This window comes from Streptomyces chrestomyceticus JCM 4735 (assembly GCF_003865135.1).
In the GTDB taxonomy this organism is placed as follows: Bacteria; Actinomycetota; Actinomycetes; order Streptomycetales; family Streptomycetaceae; genus Streptomyces; species Streptomyces chrestomyceticus.
The window spans coordinates 1,453,089-1,468,914 of record NZ_BHZC01000001.1 but is presented as its reverse complement, the minus strand read 5'-3'; the positions used below and the strand labels follow the sequence as shown (position 1 = coordinate 1,468,914).

Sequence of the window (15,826 nt, the reverse complement as noted above, 5' to 3'; positions counted from 1 at the left end):
GTTCCGGTACGGCGGGCGCGCCCCAGGTCACCGGCCGGCCGCCCGCAGCTCGCGCCACTCCGGGGCCAGCACCGACCAGACCTCCCCGTCGAGGCGTACGCCGCGGAGCGGATAGCTCTCCCGCAGGACCCCCTCCCGTACCATCCCGAGCCGCTCGGCCAGCCTGATGCTGGCCGTGTTCCCGGGGGCCACCCGCCACTCCACGCGGTGCATGCCGCGCTCCTCGACCGCCCAGTCGAGGATCACCCGCACCGCCCGCGTCACGAGCCCGCGCCCGACGGCCGTCTCCTCCAGCCAGCAGCCGACCTCGCAGTTCCCGGTGGCGGTGTCGAAGGAGCCGAAGAGGACGCCGCCGACGAGCGTGCCGTCCGCCCAGATCCCGTACAGCCGGCCCCGGTCGGCGGCGGCCCGGTCCGCGTACGACTGCAGGAACGCCCGGGACGAGGGGAGGTCGGTGCTGACGTCGGGCAGGGGGATCCAGCGGCCGATGTACTCCCGGCCGCGCTCCATGTGCGCCAGGTACTCCTCCGCGTGGTACGGCTCCAGGGGCCGCAGTTCGGCACCGTCGTCGCCCAGCGATATCGCAAACATTCCCGCTCCACAGCACTTGTGCTTCCGCGCTCCTGTGCGCCTGCACGGACCGGGCTCCGTCGCGCGGGCCACCGGTCGCGACCGGCCGCGCGCCGCGCGCATCATCACACACGGCCGTCGCGGCCCACAGCGAATTACCCGCCCGCCCGTTGGATACCGTTGCCCCACCATGACGAACGACGCCACGCTCTCCCTCGAAGACGAACTGGCCCACTGGCCCACCGACGAGGCCGCGGCGCTCGCGACCCAGGACCGGTTGCGCGCCCGGGTACGGACCGCGCAGTCCGGGCCCGAGCCGGGGTTCGCCGGAACGGTCGTCGGTGTGGACGTCGCCTACGACGACGAACGCGACCTGGTGGCCGCGGCGGCCGTCGCCCTGGACGGCGTCACCCTCGCGGTCGTGGAGGAGGCCACCGCCGTGGGCCGGGTCGCCTTCCCGTACGTGCCGGGACTGCTGGCCTTCCGGGAGATCCCCACCGTGGTGGACGCCCTCCGCCGCCTCGGCCGCACACCGGACCTGGTGGTCTGCGACGGCTACGGGCTCGCCCACCCGCGCCGCTTCGGCCTCGCCAGCCACCTCGGCGTGCTCACCGGCCTGCCCACCATCGGCGTCGCCAAGAATCCTTTCACCTCGCGCTACGAACTGCCGGGCGAGGAGCGCGGCGCGTCCTCACCCCTGCTCGACGGCACCGCCGACGGCCGCGACGAGGTGGTCGGGCGGGCCCTGCGTACGCAGAAGGGCGTCAAGCCGGTCTTCGTGTCCGTGGGCCACCGTGTCGACCTCGACCGGGCCTGCGCGCACACCCTCCATCTGTCGCCCCGGTACCGCATCCCCGAGACGACCCGGGCCGCCGACGCGCTGTGCCGGCGCGCCCTGTCGGAGGCTCGCGCCGGCTGACGGCGCGCCGGGCGGCCGGAAGGACCACCGACCACTCGGCTGCCCGCCGCCCGTCAGAGCACCCCGCTCGCCCCCGAGATGGACTCGGCGACCACCCGGAACGTGATGCCCGCCCGCCGCAGCCGCCCGGTCAGCGCGTCACCCATCGCGACCGCCGTGGTCACCTGCCCGGCCGTCGCGGGCAGATCGTCGAAGGCCAGGCTCAGCGCCGACTCCGCGAGGATCTTCGCCGTCTCGTCGTACCCCGGGTCGCCGCCCGAGACCTCCGTCAGGACGCGCCGGCCGCCGCCCTCACCGACGAACCGCACCGAGAACGTACTGCGCGCCCGGCGCTCCTCGTCCGGCCCCGCGCCCGGAGCCAGCCGCCCCGACAGCCAGCGGCGCGCGGGCGGCACCTGCGCGACCGCGCACGCGGCGCCCGCGCCCAGCACACCGCCCACGGCGACCGGCAGCCACTTGACGGCGGCGAAGTGACGGTAGGTGAAGTCGGGCCCGTACCGCTCCAGTCCGGCCGCCGAGCGCGCGACGATCTGGGGGTCGAGCGTCGGCAGCGGCACGGCCCAGGCCCGTACGACGCCGTTGCGGTACGGCCGTCCGAGCGGCGCCCGTACGGTACGGTCCGACGGCCGTCCCTCCAGACGCTGCCGGTCGCGGGCGGCGCGCACCATGCCGAGCGGGCGCGAGGCCGCCGTCAGGGCGGAGGCCAGGGTGCCCCCGGAGATGGAGCCGTTGCTCCGTACGAAGCCGTCGACGCGCAGCGGGACACCGGCCGGCAACTGGCCGACCGTGAAGTGCACGCCGAGGTCGGGCGGTACGCAGTCGAAGCCGCAGGCGTGCACCAGGCGGGCGCCCGACGCACGCGCCGCCGCGTCGTAGCGCACATACGTCCGGTCGACGAACTCCGCCTCACCGGTCAGGTCGGCGTAGTCCGTACCCGCCTCCGCGCAGGCGGCGACCAGCGCGTCCCCGTAACTGAGGTACGGGCCGACGGTCGTGGCGAGCACGCGGGTGCTCGCGGCGAGCGTGCGCAGCGAGCCGGGGTCCTCGGTGTCGGCGCACAGCAGGGGCAGGTCCGCGCAGCCCGGATCGGTCCGCGCCAGATCGTCCCGCAGCCGTTCGAGCTTCCCGAGGTCGCGGCCGGCCAGCGCCCAGCGGCAGCCCTCGGGGGCGTGCCGGGCCAGGTACGCGGCGGTCAGCCGCCCCACGAATCCGGTGGCGCCGAACAGCACCAGGTCGTGGGGTCGTGCTGCGGTGTCCTGCCGTGCGCTCACGCCTGCCTCCGCATCGGTTCCCCGGCCGTGGCGCCGGCCGGTGCGGCGCCACGCTAGGCAGCGGCCGGTCGTCCGTCAACGAGGTGGCCTGCGCGGGCGGTCTTGACACGCCTGGGCGGCTGGACCACATTCACCCGCACGTCCGCCAACATGGGACGTCCGACGTCCGGAATGTTCCTGGCCGGGCGGCCGGCCGCGACGCCCCGGCCGACCGGGCCGCACCCGGTCCCCGGCCGGCACGCGGCACGAGCAGAAAGCTGGTCACCGATGCCCCCACCCGCGCCGCGCTCCGGGCCCCGTCCAGCGCGGCTCCCCGCGCCGCTCACCGGCGTCGTCCCGCCGCTGTGCACCCCGCTGACCCCGGACGGCCGGGTCGACACTCGCTCGCTGGCCGCGCTCACCACCCGGCTCGTCGGCGCCGGGGTCAGCGGGCTCTTCGTCCTCGGCTCCAGCGGTGAGGCCGCCTATCTGACGGACGCGCAGCGCCGCACCGTCGTCGAGACGGTGATCGAGGCGGCCGGAGGGCGGCTGCCCGTACTGGCCGGAGCCATCGACATGACGACCGCCCGGGTCCTGGAACACGCCCGCACCGCCCGGAGCCTGGGCGCCGACGCAGTCGTGGCCACCGCGCCGTTCTACACCCGCACCCACCCCGCCGAGATCGCCGACCATTTCACCCGGGTACGGGACGGCGCCGACCTGCCGCTGTTCGCGTACGACATCCCGATGGCCGTACACACCAAACTCCCGCTGGACACGGTGCTCACGCTCGCCCGCGACGGCGTGCTGGCCGGTCTGAAGGACAGCAGCGGCGAGGACGGGGCGCTGCGGCGCCTGCTGGTGCGCGTCCGCGCCCAGGTGCCGGACTTCTCCGTGCTCACGGGATCGGAACTGACCGTGGACGGCGCCCTGTTGGCGGGCGCCCACGGAGTCGTCCCCGGCCTCGGCAACGTCGATCCGCACGGCTACGTACGCCTCTACGAGCACGCCGCGGCGGGCCGCTGGCGCGAGGCCGCCGCCGAACAGGACCGGCTCGCCGCCCTCTTCGCCCTCACCGACGCGGGCGACCCGGCGGTGATGGGCCGCAACTCCTCCGCCCTGGGCGCCTTCAAGGCGGCCCTGCACCTCCAGGGCGTGATCGACTGCCCGGCCACCGCGCCGCCGCAGCTCCCGCTGGACGAGGCCGCCGTCGGCACGGTCCGGCGGTGTCTGGAAGAAGCCGGACTGCTGTGAGGCCGCGCCCCGCGAAGGGCCGGAACCGGGACCGGCGCCCGCCCTGGTACCGGCAGGTGACGCCCCGCCAGTGGAAGGCGATGCTCGCGGCCTGGGTGGGCTACCTCCTGGACGGCTTCGACTTCGTCCTGATCACCCTCGTGCTGACCGAGATCGCCGGCACGTTCGGACTGAGCACGGCCGGCGCGGCCTCCCTGGTGTCCGGCGCGTTCATCACCCGCTGGCTGGGCGGGGCGCTCCTCGGCGCGGCGGGCGACCGGTACGGGCGCAAGGCCGCGATGATCGCCAGCATCCTGCTGTACTCCCTCGGCACCTTCGCCTGCGGGTTCGCCTGGGACTACACCAGCCTGTTCGCCGCCCGGCTGGTCATCGGCATGGGCATGGCGGGGGAGTACAGCGCCAGTGCCACGTACGTCCTGGAGAGCTGGCCCGCCCCCTTGCGCAACCGCGCCTCCGGCTTCCTCATATCCGGCTACGCGGGCGGCACGGTGCTCGCCGCCCAGCTCTACCAGTGGGTCGTGCCCCAGTGGGGCTGGCGCTGGATGTTCTGGATCGGGGTGCTGCCCGTACTGGTGGCGCTCTGGGTCCGCAGGTCGCTCCCGGAGGCGGGCGACTGGAGCACGGAGGTCGAAGCGGCCGGAGCACGTCCCCGCCCCTTCGGCCCGCTGTTCGCCGGACGTGCCAGGCGGCGGCTGAACGTCCTGCTCGCGGCGGTCGCGTCCGCCGCCCTCTTCTGCGTCTTCACCCCGGCCGGTGCGGGATACACCCCCTGGCTCGCGGCGCTCGCCGCGCTCTGCCTGACCGCCTTCGCCGTCCAGCTCGGCGGGCGGCGCGGCTGGGTGCTGTACGTGTCCCTGACGCTCACCGTGTTCTGCGCGTTCCTGTATAGCTGGCCCGTGCAGGCCCTGCTGCCCACCTACCTCAAGACCGAACTGGGGTACGCGCCCGCCCAGGTCGCGGACGTGATGTTCTACGCCGGGTTCGGCACGATGGCGGGCTGCTGGCTGGCCGGCTTCGCGGGGGACCGGTTCGGCACCCGCCGCGCGTACGCCGGGACGCTGCTGCTCTCCCTCGCGTTCGTCTTCCCGGTGTTCGCCGTCCAGGACAGTCTGGTCGCCCTGGGCGTCCTGCTCTTCGGGCTGCTCGCCCTCGGCCAGGGCATCTCGGGCATCCTGCCCAAGTACATCGCCGGGCACTTCCCGACCGCGGTCCGCGCGGCATCGCTCGGCTTCGTCTACAACGTCGGCGCGCTCGGCGGGGCGGTCGCCCCGGTGCTCGGCGCCCGGCTCGCCGAGGGCATGACACTGGGCCGGGCGCTGGCCGTGCTCACCTTCGGGCTGACGCTGGTCGTCATCGTCCTCGTGGGCGGCGACGTACCGGTGCGGCTCGCGCGCCTGCTGAACCGCGAGACGGTGGGGGATCACCTGGTGCCCGCCGGGGCCGAAGCCGGGGCCGGGGCAGGCTCGGCGGGTGGGTCCGGCCGTCAGCGCCCGAAGTGACGTACGTACCGCCGCTGCCAGGGCGTCTCGACGGCGCGGTGGTCGTAGCTGCCGCGGACGAAGTCCACCGCCTGCCCGGCCGGTACCCCGTCCAGGACGGCAATACAGGCCAGCGCCGTGCCGGTACGGCCGCGGCCGCCGCCGCAGGCGACCTCGACCCGTTCCGTCTCCGCGCGTTCCCAGACCTCGCCGAAGAGTTCCCGGGCCAGGGCGCGGTCGCTCGGCAGCCGGAAGTCCGGCCAGCGCAGCCAGCGCGCCTCCCAGGGCACCTCGGGCGGCTCCTTGCCGAGCAGGTACACGGCGAAGTCCGGTGCCGGGCCCGGCGGCAGCGGGCGGCGCAGGCCACGGCCCCGCACCGCGCGACCGGAGGGCAGCCGCAGCACCCCCGCGTCGGTGTCCTGCCAGACCGTGCTCACCACGCCGCCTCCCCTGCTTCCTGTTTCCTGCTTACCTGTCCCAGGCCGTCACTCCGTACGGTCCGACTCCCGCCCCAGGGACACCCCGCGTACGCCGTCCAGCTCCGTGAGCTGTTCCACGAGCGCGTGCGCCGAGCCCGGACCCTCCAGCCGAAGCAGCACCTCGGCCGGCACCTGGTCGTCCGAGCCCGTCTCCACCTGGACGTCGGTCACCTGGAAGCCGCTGCTGGTGCACATCTCCAGCATCCGGCCCAGCAGACCGTGCTGGGCACGGTAGCTCAGGCGCAGTTCGACGCGCTCGACGAACGGCGCGCGCCGCCGCCCCGAGAACAGCTTCGGGAAGCCGCGGACCACGAGGAAGTGGACGAGCGTCGCGCCCAGGGCCAGCAGGGGCAGGCCGCCCCCGCAGGCCATGCCGATGGCACAGGTCAGCCAGATCGTCGCGGCGGTGGTCAGGCCCCGTACCGCGTCCTTCTTCACGAAGATCAGGCCGCCGCCGATGAAACCGATGCCCGAGACGATCTGCGCGGCCACCCGGGACGGGTCCAGCGCGACGCCGTCCGTGCCCAGCAGTGCGTAGAACCCGTGGACCGACACCTCCATGAAGAGCGCGCTGCCCACGCCGACGAGGGTGTGGGTCCGCAGTCCCGCGCTCTTCTGCTGGACCTGCCGCTCCAGCCCGATGAGGGAGGAGAGGACCAGCGCCAGGGCCAGTTCGGCGAACTGGCGGAGGCCCTGACCGTGGCTGATGTCGAACAACGGGGATGCGAGGTGCGTGTGAGGCATTCGGCCATTGTCCCTCCATGATCGGCTTACGGGCCGTTGTCAGTGGTCGCCGCTAGCGTGGTTCTCATGGCGATCGGCGGACGGTCGCCCGGTGACCGGCGGACGGCCGGTCCGGAGCAGCGGGAGGGGTGAGGGCGATGGTGCGGCGGTCCATATCCGTGTGCGGGGCCATCGCCGGTTCCGACGGGGGAGCGCGCCACTGGTGAGGTGACGCGTGAAGGCCCGTGGCGGCGGTGGGAGTTGACCACCGCCGCCACGGGCTTTTTTCCGTACCGGTCCGGTGCCGTGGGGGCTTGTGGAAAGTGGAACACGTTCTTAACATCGCGAGTGTTACATCAGAAGTGTCACAGTGCTGCGGAGCTCAGGGGGCCCGATGGCAGGGACAGGGAACGGCCCGCTGAGCGGGGTACGCGTGGTGGAGCTGGCCGGCATCGGGCCCGGTCCGTTCGCCGCGATGCTCCTGGCCGACCTCGGCGCCGACGTGGTGCGCGTCGACCGGCCCGGCGGCTCCGGCCTCGGCGTCGACCCGGCGTACGACCTCACCAACCGCAACAAACGCTCCGTGCTGGTGGACCTGAAGTCCGCCGAAGGGCCCGGCCAGGTGCTCGACCTCGCCGAGCGCGCCGACGTGCTGATCGAGGGGTACCGCCCCGGTGTCGCCGAGCGCCTGGGCATCGGCCCGGACGCCTGCCTGGAGCGCAACCCACGGCTGGTGTACGGGCGGATGACCGGCTGGGGCCAGCAGGGGCCGCTGGCCGGGACCGCCGGACACGACATCGGCTACATCGCCGTCACCGGCGCGCTCGGCATGATCGGCCCGCCCGGAGGCCCGCCCGCCGTCCCCGCCAACCTGCTCGGCGACTACGCGGGCGGCTCCCTCTACCTGGTCGTCGGTGTCCTGGCCGCGCTCCGGCACGCCCAGACCGAGGGCGGCCGAGGACAGGTCGTGGACGCGGCCATCGTCGACGGCACCGCCCACCTCACCTCGATGATCCACGCCATGCTCGCCGCGGGCGGCTGGCAGGACCGCCGCGGCGCCAACCTCCTCGACGGCGCGGCGCCGTTCTACGGCACGTACGAGACCGCCGACGGCGGCCACATGGCGGTCGGCGCCCTGGAACAGCGCTTCTACGGCGAGTTCGTCCGGCTGCTCGGCATCGCGGACGAAGCGCCCGCCCGCGACGACCTGGCCGCCTGGGAAGACCTGCGGACCGCCATCGCCGCCCGCTTCAAGACCCGTACGCGTGCGGAGTGGACGGCCGTCTTCGAGGCGTCCGACGCCTGCGTGGCGCCGGTGCTCTCGCTGCGGGAGGCACCCGGCCACCCGCACCTCGCCGCCCGGGGCACCTTCGCCGACCACGGCGGCATCACCCAGCCCGCACCGGCCCCGCGCTTCTCCGCCACCCCCGGCACGATCCGCCGGCCGCCCGCCCAGCCCGGCGCCGACACCGTCGACGTGGCCCGCGACTGGGACGTCCCGGCGCTCACCGACCGCCGCGATCCGGCTTCCGGGGCAGACCGCGGGACGGCCTGGCCGGACGGCACCCGGGCAGCGGACGCCCGCCCCGGTCTCCGAGACCGGAGGACTGATGGACACCCCTGACCCCGCACCCGACCCCCGCCGGCCCCCGGCCGGACCCTGCCGGACCCGAGGAGGCACCCCGCGATGACCGCGCAGTTGGAGCGCCGGATCTTCACCGAGGACCACGAGGCTTTCCGCCGCACCGTACGGACCTTCCTCGACCGGGAGGTCCTGCCACACTACGACCAGTGGGAGCAGGACGGCATCGTCAGCCGCGACGCCTGGCGCGCGGCGGGCAAGCAGGGCCTGCTGGGCCTGGCCGTCCCCGAGGAGTACGGAGGCGGCGGCAACCCCGACTTCCGCTACGCCGCCGTGCTGGCCGAGGAGTTCACCCGGGCCGGCGCCGCCGGGCTCGCCGTCGGCCTGCACAACGACATCGTCGGCCCGTACCTGACCCAGCTCGCCACCGAGGAGCAGAAGCGGCGCTGGCTGCCCGGTTTCTGCAGCGGCGAGACGATCACCGCCATCGCCATGACCGAGCCGGGCGCCGGCTCCGACCTCCAGGGCATCCGCACCACCGCCGAGGACCGCGGCGACCACTGGGTCCTGAACGGCTCCAAGACCTTCATCTCCAACGGCATCCTCGCCGACCTGGTCATCGTCGTCGCCAAGACCACGCCCGAGGGCGGTGCGCACGGACTGAGCCTGCTGGTCGTCGAACGGGGCGCGGAAGGCTTCGAGCGCGGCCGCAACCTGGACAAGATCGGCCAGAAGTCGCAGGACACCGCCGAGCTGTTCTTCACCGGCGTACGGGTGCCCAAGGAGAACCTCCTCGGCGAGCTGAACGGCGCGTTCGTCCACCTGATGACCAACCTCGCCCAGGAGCGGATGGGCATCGCGGTGGCCGGGATCGCCGCCGCCGAACACCTGCTGGAGATCACCACCCGGTATGTGAAGGAGCGTGAGGCGTTCGGCCGGCCGCTCGCCAAGCTCCAGCACATCCGGTTCGAGATCGCCGAGATGGCCACCGAGTGCGCCGTCACCCGCGAGTTCCTGGACCGCTGCATCGTGGACCACTCCGACGGGACCCTCTCCGCCGTGCACGCCTCGATGGCCAAGTGGTGGGCCACCGAACTCCAGAAGCGCGTCGCCGACCGCTGTCTGCAACTGCACGGCGGATACGGCTACATGAGCGAGTACCCGGTCGCCAGGGCCTTCACCGACGGCCGCATCCAGACCATCTACGGAGGCACCACCGAGATCATGAAGGAGATCATCGGCCGCTCGATACTTGGCTGACCGGCCCGGCCCGGCCCGGACCGACCCCCGGAGCCCCGCCCGCGCCCCCGAACCCGCCCCGGGCCCCACCCCCACCCCCACCCCCGCCGCACCCGAAACGCCAGCTTGAAAGGCTGCTCACCGTGACTTCCGAAGCGTACGTGTACGACGCGATCCGCACCCCGCGCGGCCGCGGCAAGGCCAACGGCGCGCTGCACGGCACCAAGCCGATCGACCTCGTCGTCGGCCTCATCCACGAGGTGCGCCGCCGCTTCCCGGACCTCGACCCGGCCGCCGTCGACGACATCGTGCTCGGCGTCGTCGGACCGGTCGGCGACCAGGGCTCGGACATCGCCCGGATCGCGGCGATCGCCGCCGGACTGCCCGACACCGTCGCCGGCGTCCAGGAGAACCGCTTCTGTGCCTCCGGCCTCGAAGCGGTCAACATGGCCGCCGCCAAGGTCCGCTCCGGCTGGGAGGACCTGGTGCTCGCGGGCGGCGTCGAGTCGATGTCGCGGGTCCCGATGGCCTCCGACGGCGGCGCCTGGTTCGCCGACCCGATGACCAACTTCGACACCGGCTTCGTCCCGCAGGGCATCGGCGCCGACCTCATCGCCACCATCGAGGGCTACTCCCGCCGCGATGTCGACGAGTACGCCGCCCTCTCCCAGGAGCGCGCCGCCGCGGCCTGGAAGGACGGCCGCTTCGCGCGCTCCGTCGTGCCCGTCACCGACCGCAACGGCCTGGTCGTCCTCGACCACGACGAACACATGCGGCCCGGCACCACCGCCGACTCGCTGGCCGGCCTGAAGCCGTCCTTCGCCACCATCGGCGACATGGGCGGTTTCGACGCGGTGGCCCTGCAGAAGTACCACTGGATCGAGAAGATCGACCACGTCCACCACGCGGGCAACGCCTCCGGCATCGTGGACGGCGCGGCGCTGGTCGCCATCGGCTCCCGCGAGGTCGGCGAGCGCTACGGCCTGACCCCGCGCGCCCGCATCATCTCCGCCGCGGTCTCCGGCTCGGAGCCCACGATCATGCTCACCGGCCCCGCGCCCGCCTCCCGCAAGGCGCTGGCCAAGGCCGGACTGACCATCGACGACATCGACCTGGTCGAGATCAACGAGGCGTTCGCCGCGGTCGTGCTGCGCTTCGTCAAGGACATGGGGCTGAGCCTGGACAAGGTCAACGTCAACGGCGGCGCCATCGCCCTGGGCCACCCCCTCGGCGCCACCGGCGCGATGATCCTGGGCACCCTCGTCGACGAACTGGAGCGCCAGGACAAGCGGTACGGCCTGGCCACCCTCTGCGTCGGCGGCGGCATGGGCATCGCCACCGTCATCGAGCGCGTCTGACCCCCGTCCGACCCCACCCCGGAGCACCCACCATGACCGAGTCCACCACCATCCGCTGGGAACAGGACGAGACCGGCGTCGTCACCCTCGTCCTGGACGACCCGGACCAGTCGGCCAACACGATGAACGCGGCCTTCAAGGCGTCGCTGACCGCCGTCGCCGACCGCCTGGAGGCCGAGCGGGACACCGTACGCGGCGTCGTCTTCACCTCCGCCAAGAAGACCTTCTTCGCCGGCGGCGACCTGCGCGACCTGATCGCCGTCACGCCCGAGCACGCCCAGCAGGCGTTCGAGACGGGGCAGGGCATCAAGCGCGACCTGCGCCGCATCGAAACCCTCGGCAAGCCCGTCGTCGCGGCGATCAACGGCGCGGCCCTCGGCGGCGGTTACGAGCTGGCGCTCGCCTGCCACCACCGCGTCGCCCTCGACACCCGCGCCACCAAGATCGGCCTGCCCGAGGTGACCCTCGGCCTGCTCCCGGCGGCCGGCGGCGTGGTCCGTACGGTCCGGCTGCTGGGCATCGCCGACGCGCTGCTGAAGGTGCTGCTCCAGGGCACCCAGTACAACGCCACGCGGGCCCTGGAGAACGGCCTGATCCACGAGGTCGCGGCCACCCCCGAGGAACTGACCGAGAAGGCGCGCGCGTTCATCGACGCCCACCCCGAGGCCCAGCAGCCCTGGGACGTCAAGGGCTACAAGATCCCCGGCGGCACCCCGGCGCACCCGAAGTTCGCCGCCAACCTCCCCGCCTTCCCGGCCAACCTGAAGAAGCAGTTGAACGGCGCCCCCTACCCGGCCCCGCGCAACATCCTCGCGGCGGCCGTCGAGGGCTCCCAGGTCGACTTCGAGACCGCGCAGACCATCGAGGCGCGGTACTTCGTCGAGCTGGTCACCGGCCAGGTCTCCAAGAACATGATCCAGGCGTTCTTCTTCGACCTCCAGGCCGTCAACTCCGGCGCCAGCCGCCCCAAGGACATCGCGCCGCGCCCGGTGGAGAAGGTCGCCGTCCTCGGCGCCGGCATGATGGGCGCCGGTATCGCGTACTCCTGCGCCAGGGCCGGGATCGAGGTCGTCCTCAAGGACGTGTCCCTGGAGGCGGCCGAGAAGGGCAAGGCGTACTCGGAAGGACTGCTCGCCAAGGCGCTGAGCCGTGGCCGGACCACCGAGGCCAAGCGGGACGAACTCCTCGCCCGCATCACCCCCACCGCCGACCCGCAGGACCTGGCCGGCTGCGACGCCGTCATCGAGGCGGTCTTCGAGGACACCTCCCTCAAGCACCGGGTGTTCCAGGAGATCCAGCACATCGTCGCCCCCGACGCGCTGCTGTGTTCCAACACCTCCACCCTGCCCATCACCGGCCTCGCCGAAGGCGTCGAGCGCGAGGCCGACTTCATCGGCCTGCACTTCTTCTCGCCCGTCGACAAGATGCCGCTGGTCGAGATCATCAAGGGCGGGAAGACCGGCGACGAGGCGCTGGCCCGCGCCTTCGACCTGGTGCGGCAGATCCGCAAGACCCCCATCGTCGTCAACGACTCGCGCGGTTTCTTCACCTCCCGCGTCATCGGCCACTTCATCAACGAGGGTGTGGCGATGGTCGGCGAGGGCATCGAGCCGGCCTCGGTCGAACAGGCCGCGGCCCAGGCGGGCTACCCGGCCAAGGTGCTGTCCCTGATGGACGAGCTGACCCTCACCCTCCCGCGCAAGATCCGTGACGAGACCCGGCGGGCCGTCGAGGCGGCCGGCGGCACCTGGCCGGAGCACCCGGCCGACACCGTCATCGACCGCATGGTGGACGAGTTCGGGCGGCCGGGCCGCAGCGGCGGCGGGGGCTTCTACGAGTACGGCGAGGACGGGAAGCGGGGCGGCCTGTGGCCGGGCCTGCGCGAGCACTTCACCAAGGCCGGCGCCGCGATCCCGTTCCGGGACATGCAGGAGCGGATGCTGTTCGCCGAGGCGCTGGACACCGTCCGCTGCTTCGAGGAAGGCGTGCTGACCTCCGTCGCGGACGCCAACATCGGCTCCATCCTGGGCATCGGCTTCCCCGGCTGGACCGGCGGCGTCATCCAGTACATCAACGGTTACGAGGGCGGACTGCCCGGGTTCGTCGCCCGTGCCCGCGAGCTCCAGGCGGTGTACGGGGAGCGGTTCGCGCCGCCCGCGCTGCTGGTGGAGAAGGCGGAGAAGGGGGAGAAGTTCAGCGACGCGTGAGACGCGTGAGACGCGGGGTGGTGCGGCCCGGCCGGTGCCGGGTCCGCACCACCACGGCCCCGGCCGGTCAGCGCCCGGCCGGGGTGCAGACACCGGCTCTCAGTCCCCCTTGAGCCGCCACGCCGCGCGGGACCCGGCCCGGCCCGGCACCGGCTCGATCTGCCCGGCGTCCCGCAGCCGGTGGAAGACCCGCTTCATCCGGTTCTCGGAGGCGATGCCGGTGATCCGGCGCGCGATCCGGTTGGGGATCTCCGGGTTGGACCGCAGGTACTGGAGCACCAGTTCCTCGGGCCGGGCCAGCGGCGTGTGCTCCAGCACCACGACGAACGCGTTGTCCTCCACGAAGAACCGCGGCTCCCTGAGCTTGGCCGCCTTCATCGTGCTCAGTACGGTGTCCAGCCCCTCGCCGATGTCCTTGTTCGGCGGGTCCGGGTACTTGTTCAGTAACCGCACGATCGTCGGGTTGCGCGCGAAGCGGTCCGTGAACAGGGTGTCCGGGGTCATGTGGCCGGGCAGCCGGCCCGGACTGCGGACCTCCACCCGGTTGTCGAAGACCGAGATCAGGATGTCGTCGGAGAGGTTGTAGTCCCGGTGGATCACCGCGTTGACGATGATCTCCTTCAGCGCCTCCGGGGGATAGGCCATCGGCGACAGAGCGCCGTCCGGGCCCAGCACCGGCACCGACTGGATGATCCGGGTGACCGCCGCCAGCGTCCGGTCGATCAGCAGCCGGGCCGGCCCGTCCACCGTCGTCGGCGCCGACTTCAGGTGCCGCCGGTCCGGGACCTGCTCCCCGGTCTCGTACCGGGCGATCTTCACCGAGCACTTCTTCGGTACGACGACGGGCGGCTCGGCGGCGAACAGCACGGCGCCCGCCACGGTCGCCGGCGACCCGCCGCGGTCCACCAGGCGCTGCCGGCGCAGGAACCGTTCGGCGGGGGTGCTCGGGCTGTACCGGCCGAGGAAGACGCGCAGCTCGTCCTCGTCCCGCAGCTCCTCCAGGGTGTAGTCGCGCAGCAACTGGTCCTCGTAGGAGCGGGCGCCCTTGGACAGCGACAGATCGGTGATCTGCGTCCCCTTCAGGCGCCGTGACTGGGCGCCCCGGCGCTGCGGCACCTCGCCGCGCGCCGTCCGGTGCACGTCCGGGCTCTTGTGGACCGTGACCAGGCAGGCCCACCCCAGCTCCGGGTGCCCGTCCACCCGCAGGAACTCGATGTCGTACGGAACCGGCGGCTCCACCTGGTCGACCATCGCCTGCTGGACGAAGTTGGCGTCCTCCAGCGAGGCGAAGCCGCGCCACCGCGCCAGCCCGTGCCCGCTGCGCGGGTCCTCGATGCCGACGATGAACTCGCCGCCCTCGGCGTTGGCCAGCGCGGCCGCGATGACCTGCACGACCGCCCCGCCGCTGCGGCCGCTCTTGAACTCCCAGAAGTGGCTCTCCTGCCGGGCGAGGATGTCCGCCGCCTCGGCCCGGGAAATGCTGCGCCCCTCCACCCACGGCCTCGTCTCGCTCGTCGGGTCGTGCCGCACCGCCGGCCGCACCCGCGTACCGGTAACCACGTCATGCCCGCCGGGCGCGGGATCACTCCTCGGCGTAGGTCGCCCGCAGCTCCTCGCGCATCGACCGCTGGAAGGCCGTGACCAGAGCCTGCACCACCATCGGCTGCATGTGCGCGGAGAGCGACTTCATCGACTCCACCTGCTCGGGGTCCGACTCGCGCGCGCGGTACGGGCCCCACACCTCGTCGTGGAAGAGCCGGGTCAGCTCGCGCGCCGCCGAGCGGGTGTGCTCCTGCACGACGGTACGGGCGGCGAGCAGCGTCTCCAGCGCCACCGGTACGTCCAGCAGCCGGATGCCCAGGTGGAGGACGGCCGGGTCGACCCGGAACGCGTCGGGGGCCCCGGTGCGCTCCAGCACGTCCATCGCCGCCAGCCGGTCGATGTCGTCCTCGCTCAGCGCCCGGCCCGCGCGGCGCTCCAGGTGGGCCCGGGTCGCCTCCTCGGCGGAGTCCGGCGACCAGGAGGCGACCAGCGCGCGGTGGATGGCGAGGTCGTGGGCGCTGAGGTCGTCGGGCAGCCGGGCGAGGTAGCGCTCGATGGCGGCCAGCGTCATGCCGTGGTGCTGGAGTTCCTCGATCAGGGCGAGCCGGGACAGATGCGCGGCGCCGTACCGGCCGACGCGGCGCGGGCCGATCGCGGGCGGGGGCAGCAGCCCCCGGGTGCTGTAGAAACGGACGGTGCGCACGGTCACGCCCGCACGGGCGGCCAACTCGTCGACGGTGAGTGTCGGTTCTTCCCCGGCCCCGGTGGCCATGCCGCGCCTCACTTCCCTCGCTGCGTCCGCGCGGGTGCCCGCGCCCCCTGCGCCCGCCGCGTCCGTGCCGCGGGGGACCGTGTTCAACAGTATTGCTGTCTCACCAGCCCTGTGAAACCTTCCGGGACCGGCGGGGGCGGGGCGGGCGCGGGCCGGTCCCGCGCCCGCCGTCGCGGTGCGGCGCCGTGGTCGCGACGCGGCGGCGGTTTCCGGCCAGTGAAGACCGGAACTCGACGGCTGTGCCGTTCTCCTGGGTGAGGGGCGATGACCGGAGCGTGGCGGAATAGCGGGCTCATCGACATGACCCCGACAAGCCATTCCGGGCATAACCGGACGGATTATTGATGGCTCATACATGCTGTGATCCAGCCCACAGACGAGGGGGCGGCTCTGGGGGAAGGTGTGCCGTCGGCCGGACTCGCGTGACCCGTGGGACCGGCGACGGCTCCATCG

The 15,826-nt window shown here is 73.2% G+C and carries 13 protein-coding genes; 7 read left to right on the top strand and 6 right to left on the bottom strand.

Going from position 1 to position 15,826, the window contains the following annotated elements:
• Positions 1–27: 27 nt before the first annotated feature.
• Positions 28–591 (bottom strand): GNAT family N-acetyltransferase, encoded by a 564-nt coding sequence (locus EJG53_RS06020; protein WP_125043970.1) that lies wholly within the window; start codon positions 589–591, stop codon positions 28–30.
• A gap of 169 nt (positions 592–760) precedes the next feature.
• Between EJG53_RS06020 and EJG53_RS06015 the strand changes: the two genes are divergently transcribed.
• On the top strand, positions 761–1,489 hold the full coding sequence (locus EJG53_RS06015) for an endonuclease V (RefSeq protein WP_125043969.1): 729 nt from the start codon (positions 761–763) through the stop codon (positions 1,487–1,489).
• A 53-nt stretch (positions 1,490–1,542) separates the two neighbouring features.
• Here the strand turns inward: EJG53_RS06015 and EJG53_RS06010 are convergent, their stop codons facing one another.
• Positions 1,543–2,760 carry a saccharopine dehydrogenase family protein gene (locus EJG53_RS06010; RefSeq protein ID WP_125043968.1) on the bottom strand — a complete coding sequence of 406 codons (1,218 nt, stop codon included), beginning with the start codon at positions 2,758–2,760 and terminating at the stop codon, positions 1,543–1,545.
• Between the two features lie 267 nt (positions 2,761–3,027).
• On the opposite strand from EJG53_RS06010, the gene EJG53_RS06005 reads away from it, so the two are divergent.
• Together EJG53_RS06005 and EJG53_RS06000 are read left to right on the top strand one after the other, a co-directional pair.
• Positions 3,028–3,993 carry a dihydrodipicolinate synthase family protein gene (locus EJG53_RS06005; RefSeq protein WP_125043967.1) on the top strand — a complete coding sequence of 322 codons (966 nt, stop codon included), beginning with the start codon at positions 3,028–3,030 and terminating at the stop codon, positions 3,991–3,993.
• Positions 3,990–5,492, top strand: a complete 1,503-nt coding sequence (locus EJG53_RS06000) for a sialate:H+ symport family MFS transporter (protein ID WP_125043966.1) — start codon at positions 3,990–3,992, stop codon at positions 5,490–5,492. The genes EJG53_RS06005 and EJG53_RS06000 overlap by 4 nt, the downstream gene beginning before the upstream one ends.
• Here EJG53_RS06000 and EJG53_RS05995 read toward each other — a convergent pair.
• Together EJG53_RS05995 and EJG53_RS05990 are read right to left on the bottom strand one after the other, a co-directional pair.
• A complete protein-coding gene (locus EJG53_RS05995; RefSeq protein WP_125049188.1) occupies positions 5,477–5,908 on the bottom strand; it encodes a phosphatase domain-containing protein in 432 nt (143 codons plus the stop codon). The two genes, EJG53_RS06000 and EJG53_RS05995, sit on opposite strands and share 16 nt — an antisense overlap.
• 48 nt (positions 5,909–5,956) lie before the next feature.
• Positions 5,957–6,694 (bottom strand): MgtC/SapB family protein, encoded by a 738-nt coding sequence (locus EJG53_RS05990; protein WP_125043965.1) that lies wholly within the window; start codon positions 6,692–6,694, stop codon positions 5,957–5,959.
• Positions 6,695–7,067: 373 nt separating this feature from the next.
• Between EJG53_RS05990 and EJG53_RS05985 the strand changes: the two genes are divergently transcribed.
• From EJG53_RS05985 to EJG53_RS05970, 4 genes are all read left to right on the top strand, one after another.
• Entirely contained in the window at positions 7,068–8,297 is a 1,230-nt protein-coding gene (locus EJG53_RS05985; RefSeq protein ID WP_125043964.1) for a CaiB/BaiF CoA transferase family protein, read from the top strand.
• A 75-nt stretch (positions 8,298–8,372) separates the two neighbouring features.
• On the top strand, positions 8,373–9,515 hold the full coding sequence (locus tag EJG53_RS05980) for an acyl-CoA dehydrogenase family protein (RefSeq protein WP_125049187.1): 1,143 nt from the start codon (positions 8,373–8,375) through the stop codon (positions 9,513–9,515).
• Positions 9,516–9,637: 122 nt separating this feature from the next.
• The gene (locus EJG53_RS05975) at positions 9,638–10,852 is read left to right on the top strand and encodes an acetyl-CoA C-acetyltransferase (RefSeq protein ID WP_125043963.1); all 1,215 of its coding nucleotides are present in this window, start codon (positions 9,638–9,640) and stop codon (positions 10,850–10,852) included.
• Positions 10,853–10,884: 32 nt separating this feature from the next.
• Positions 10,885–13,059 carry a 3-hydroxyacyl-CoA dehydrogenase NAD-binding domain-containing protein gene (locus EJG53_RS05970; RefSeq protein ID WP_125043962.1) on the top strand — a complete coding sequence of 725 codons (2,175 nt, stop codon included), beginning with the start codon at positions 10,885–10,887 and terminating at the stop codon, positions 13,057–13,059.
• A 99-nt stretch (positions 13,060–13,158) separates the two neighbouring features.
• Here EJG53_RS05970 and EJG53_RS05965 read toward each other — a convergent pair whose 3' ends face one another.
• The gene (locus EJG53_RS05965; RefSeq protein WP_167515065.1) at positions 13,159–14,553 is read right to left on the bottom strand and encodes an ATP-binding protein; all 1,395 of its coding nucleotides are present in this window, start codon (positions 14,551–14,553) and stop codon (positions 13,159–13,161) included.
• An 88-nt stretch (positions 14,554–14,641) separates the two neighbouring features.
• Entirely contained in the window at positions 14,642–15,373 is a 732-nt protein-coding gene (locus EJG53_RS05960; protein WP_125043960.1) for a MerR family transcriptional regulator, read from the bottom strand.
• Between the last annotated feature and the right edge of the window lie 453 nt (positions 15,374–15,826).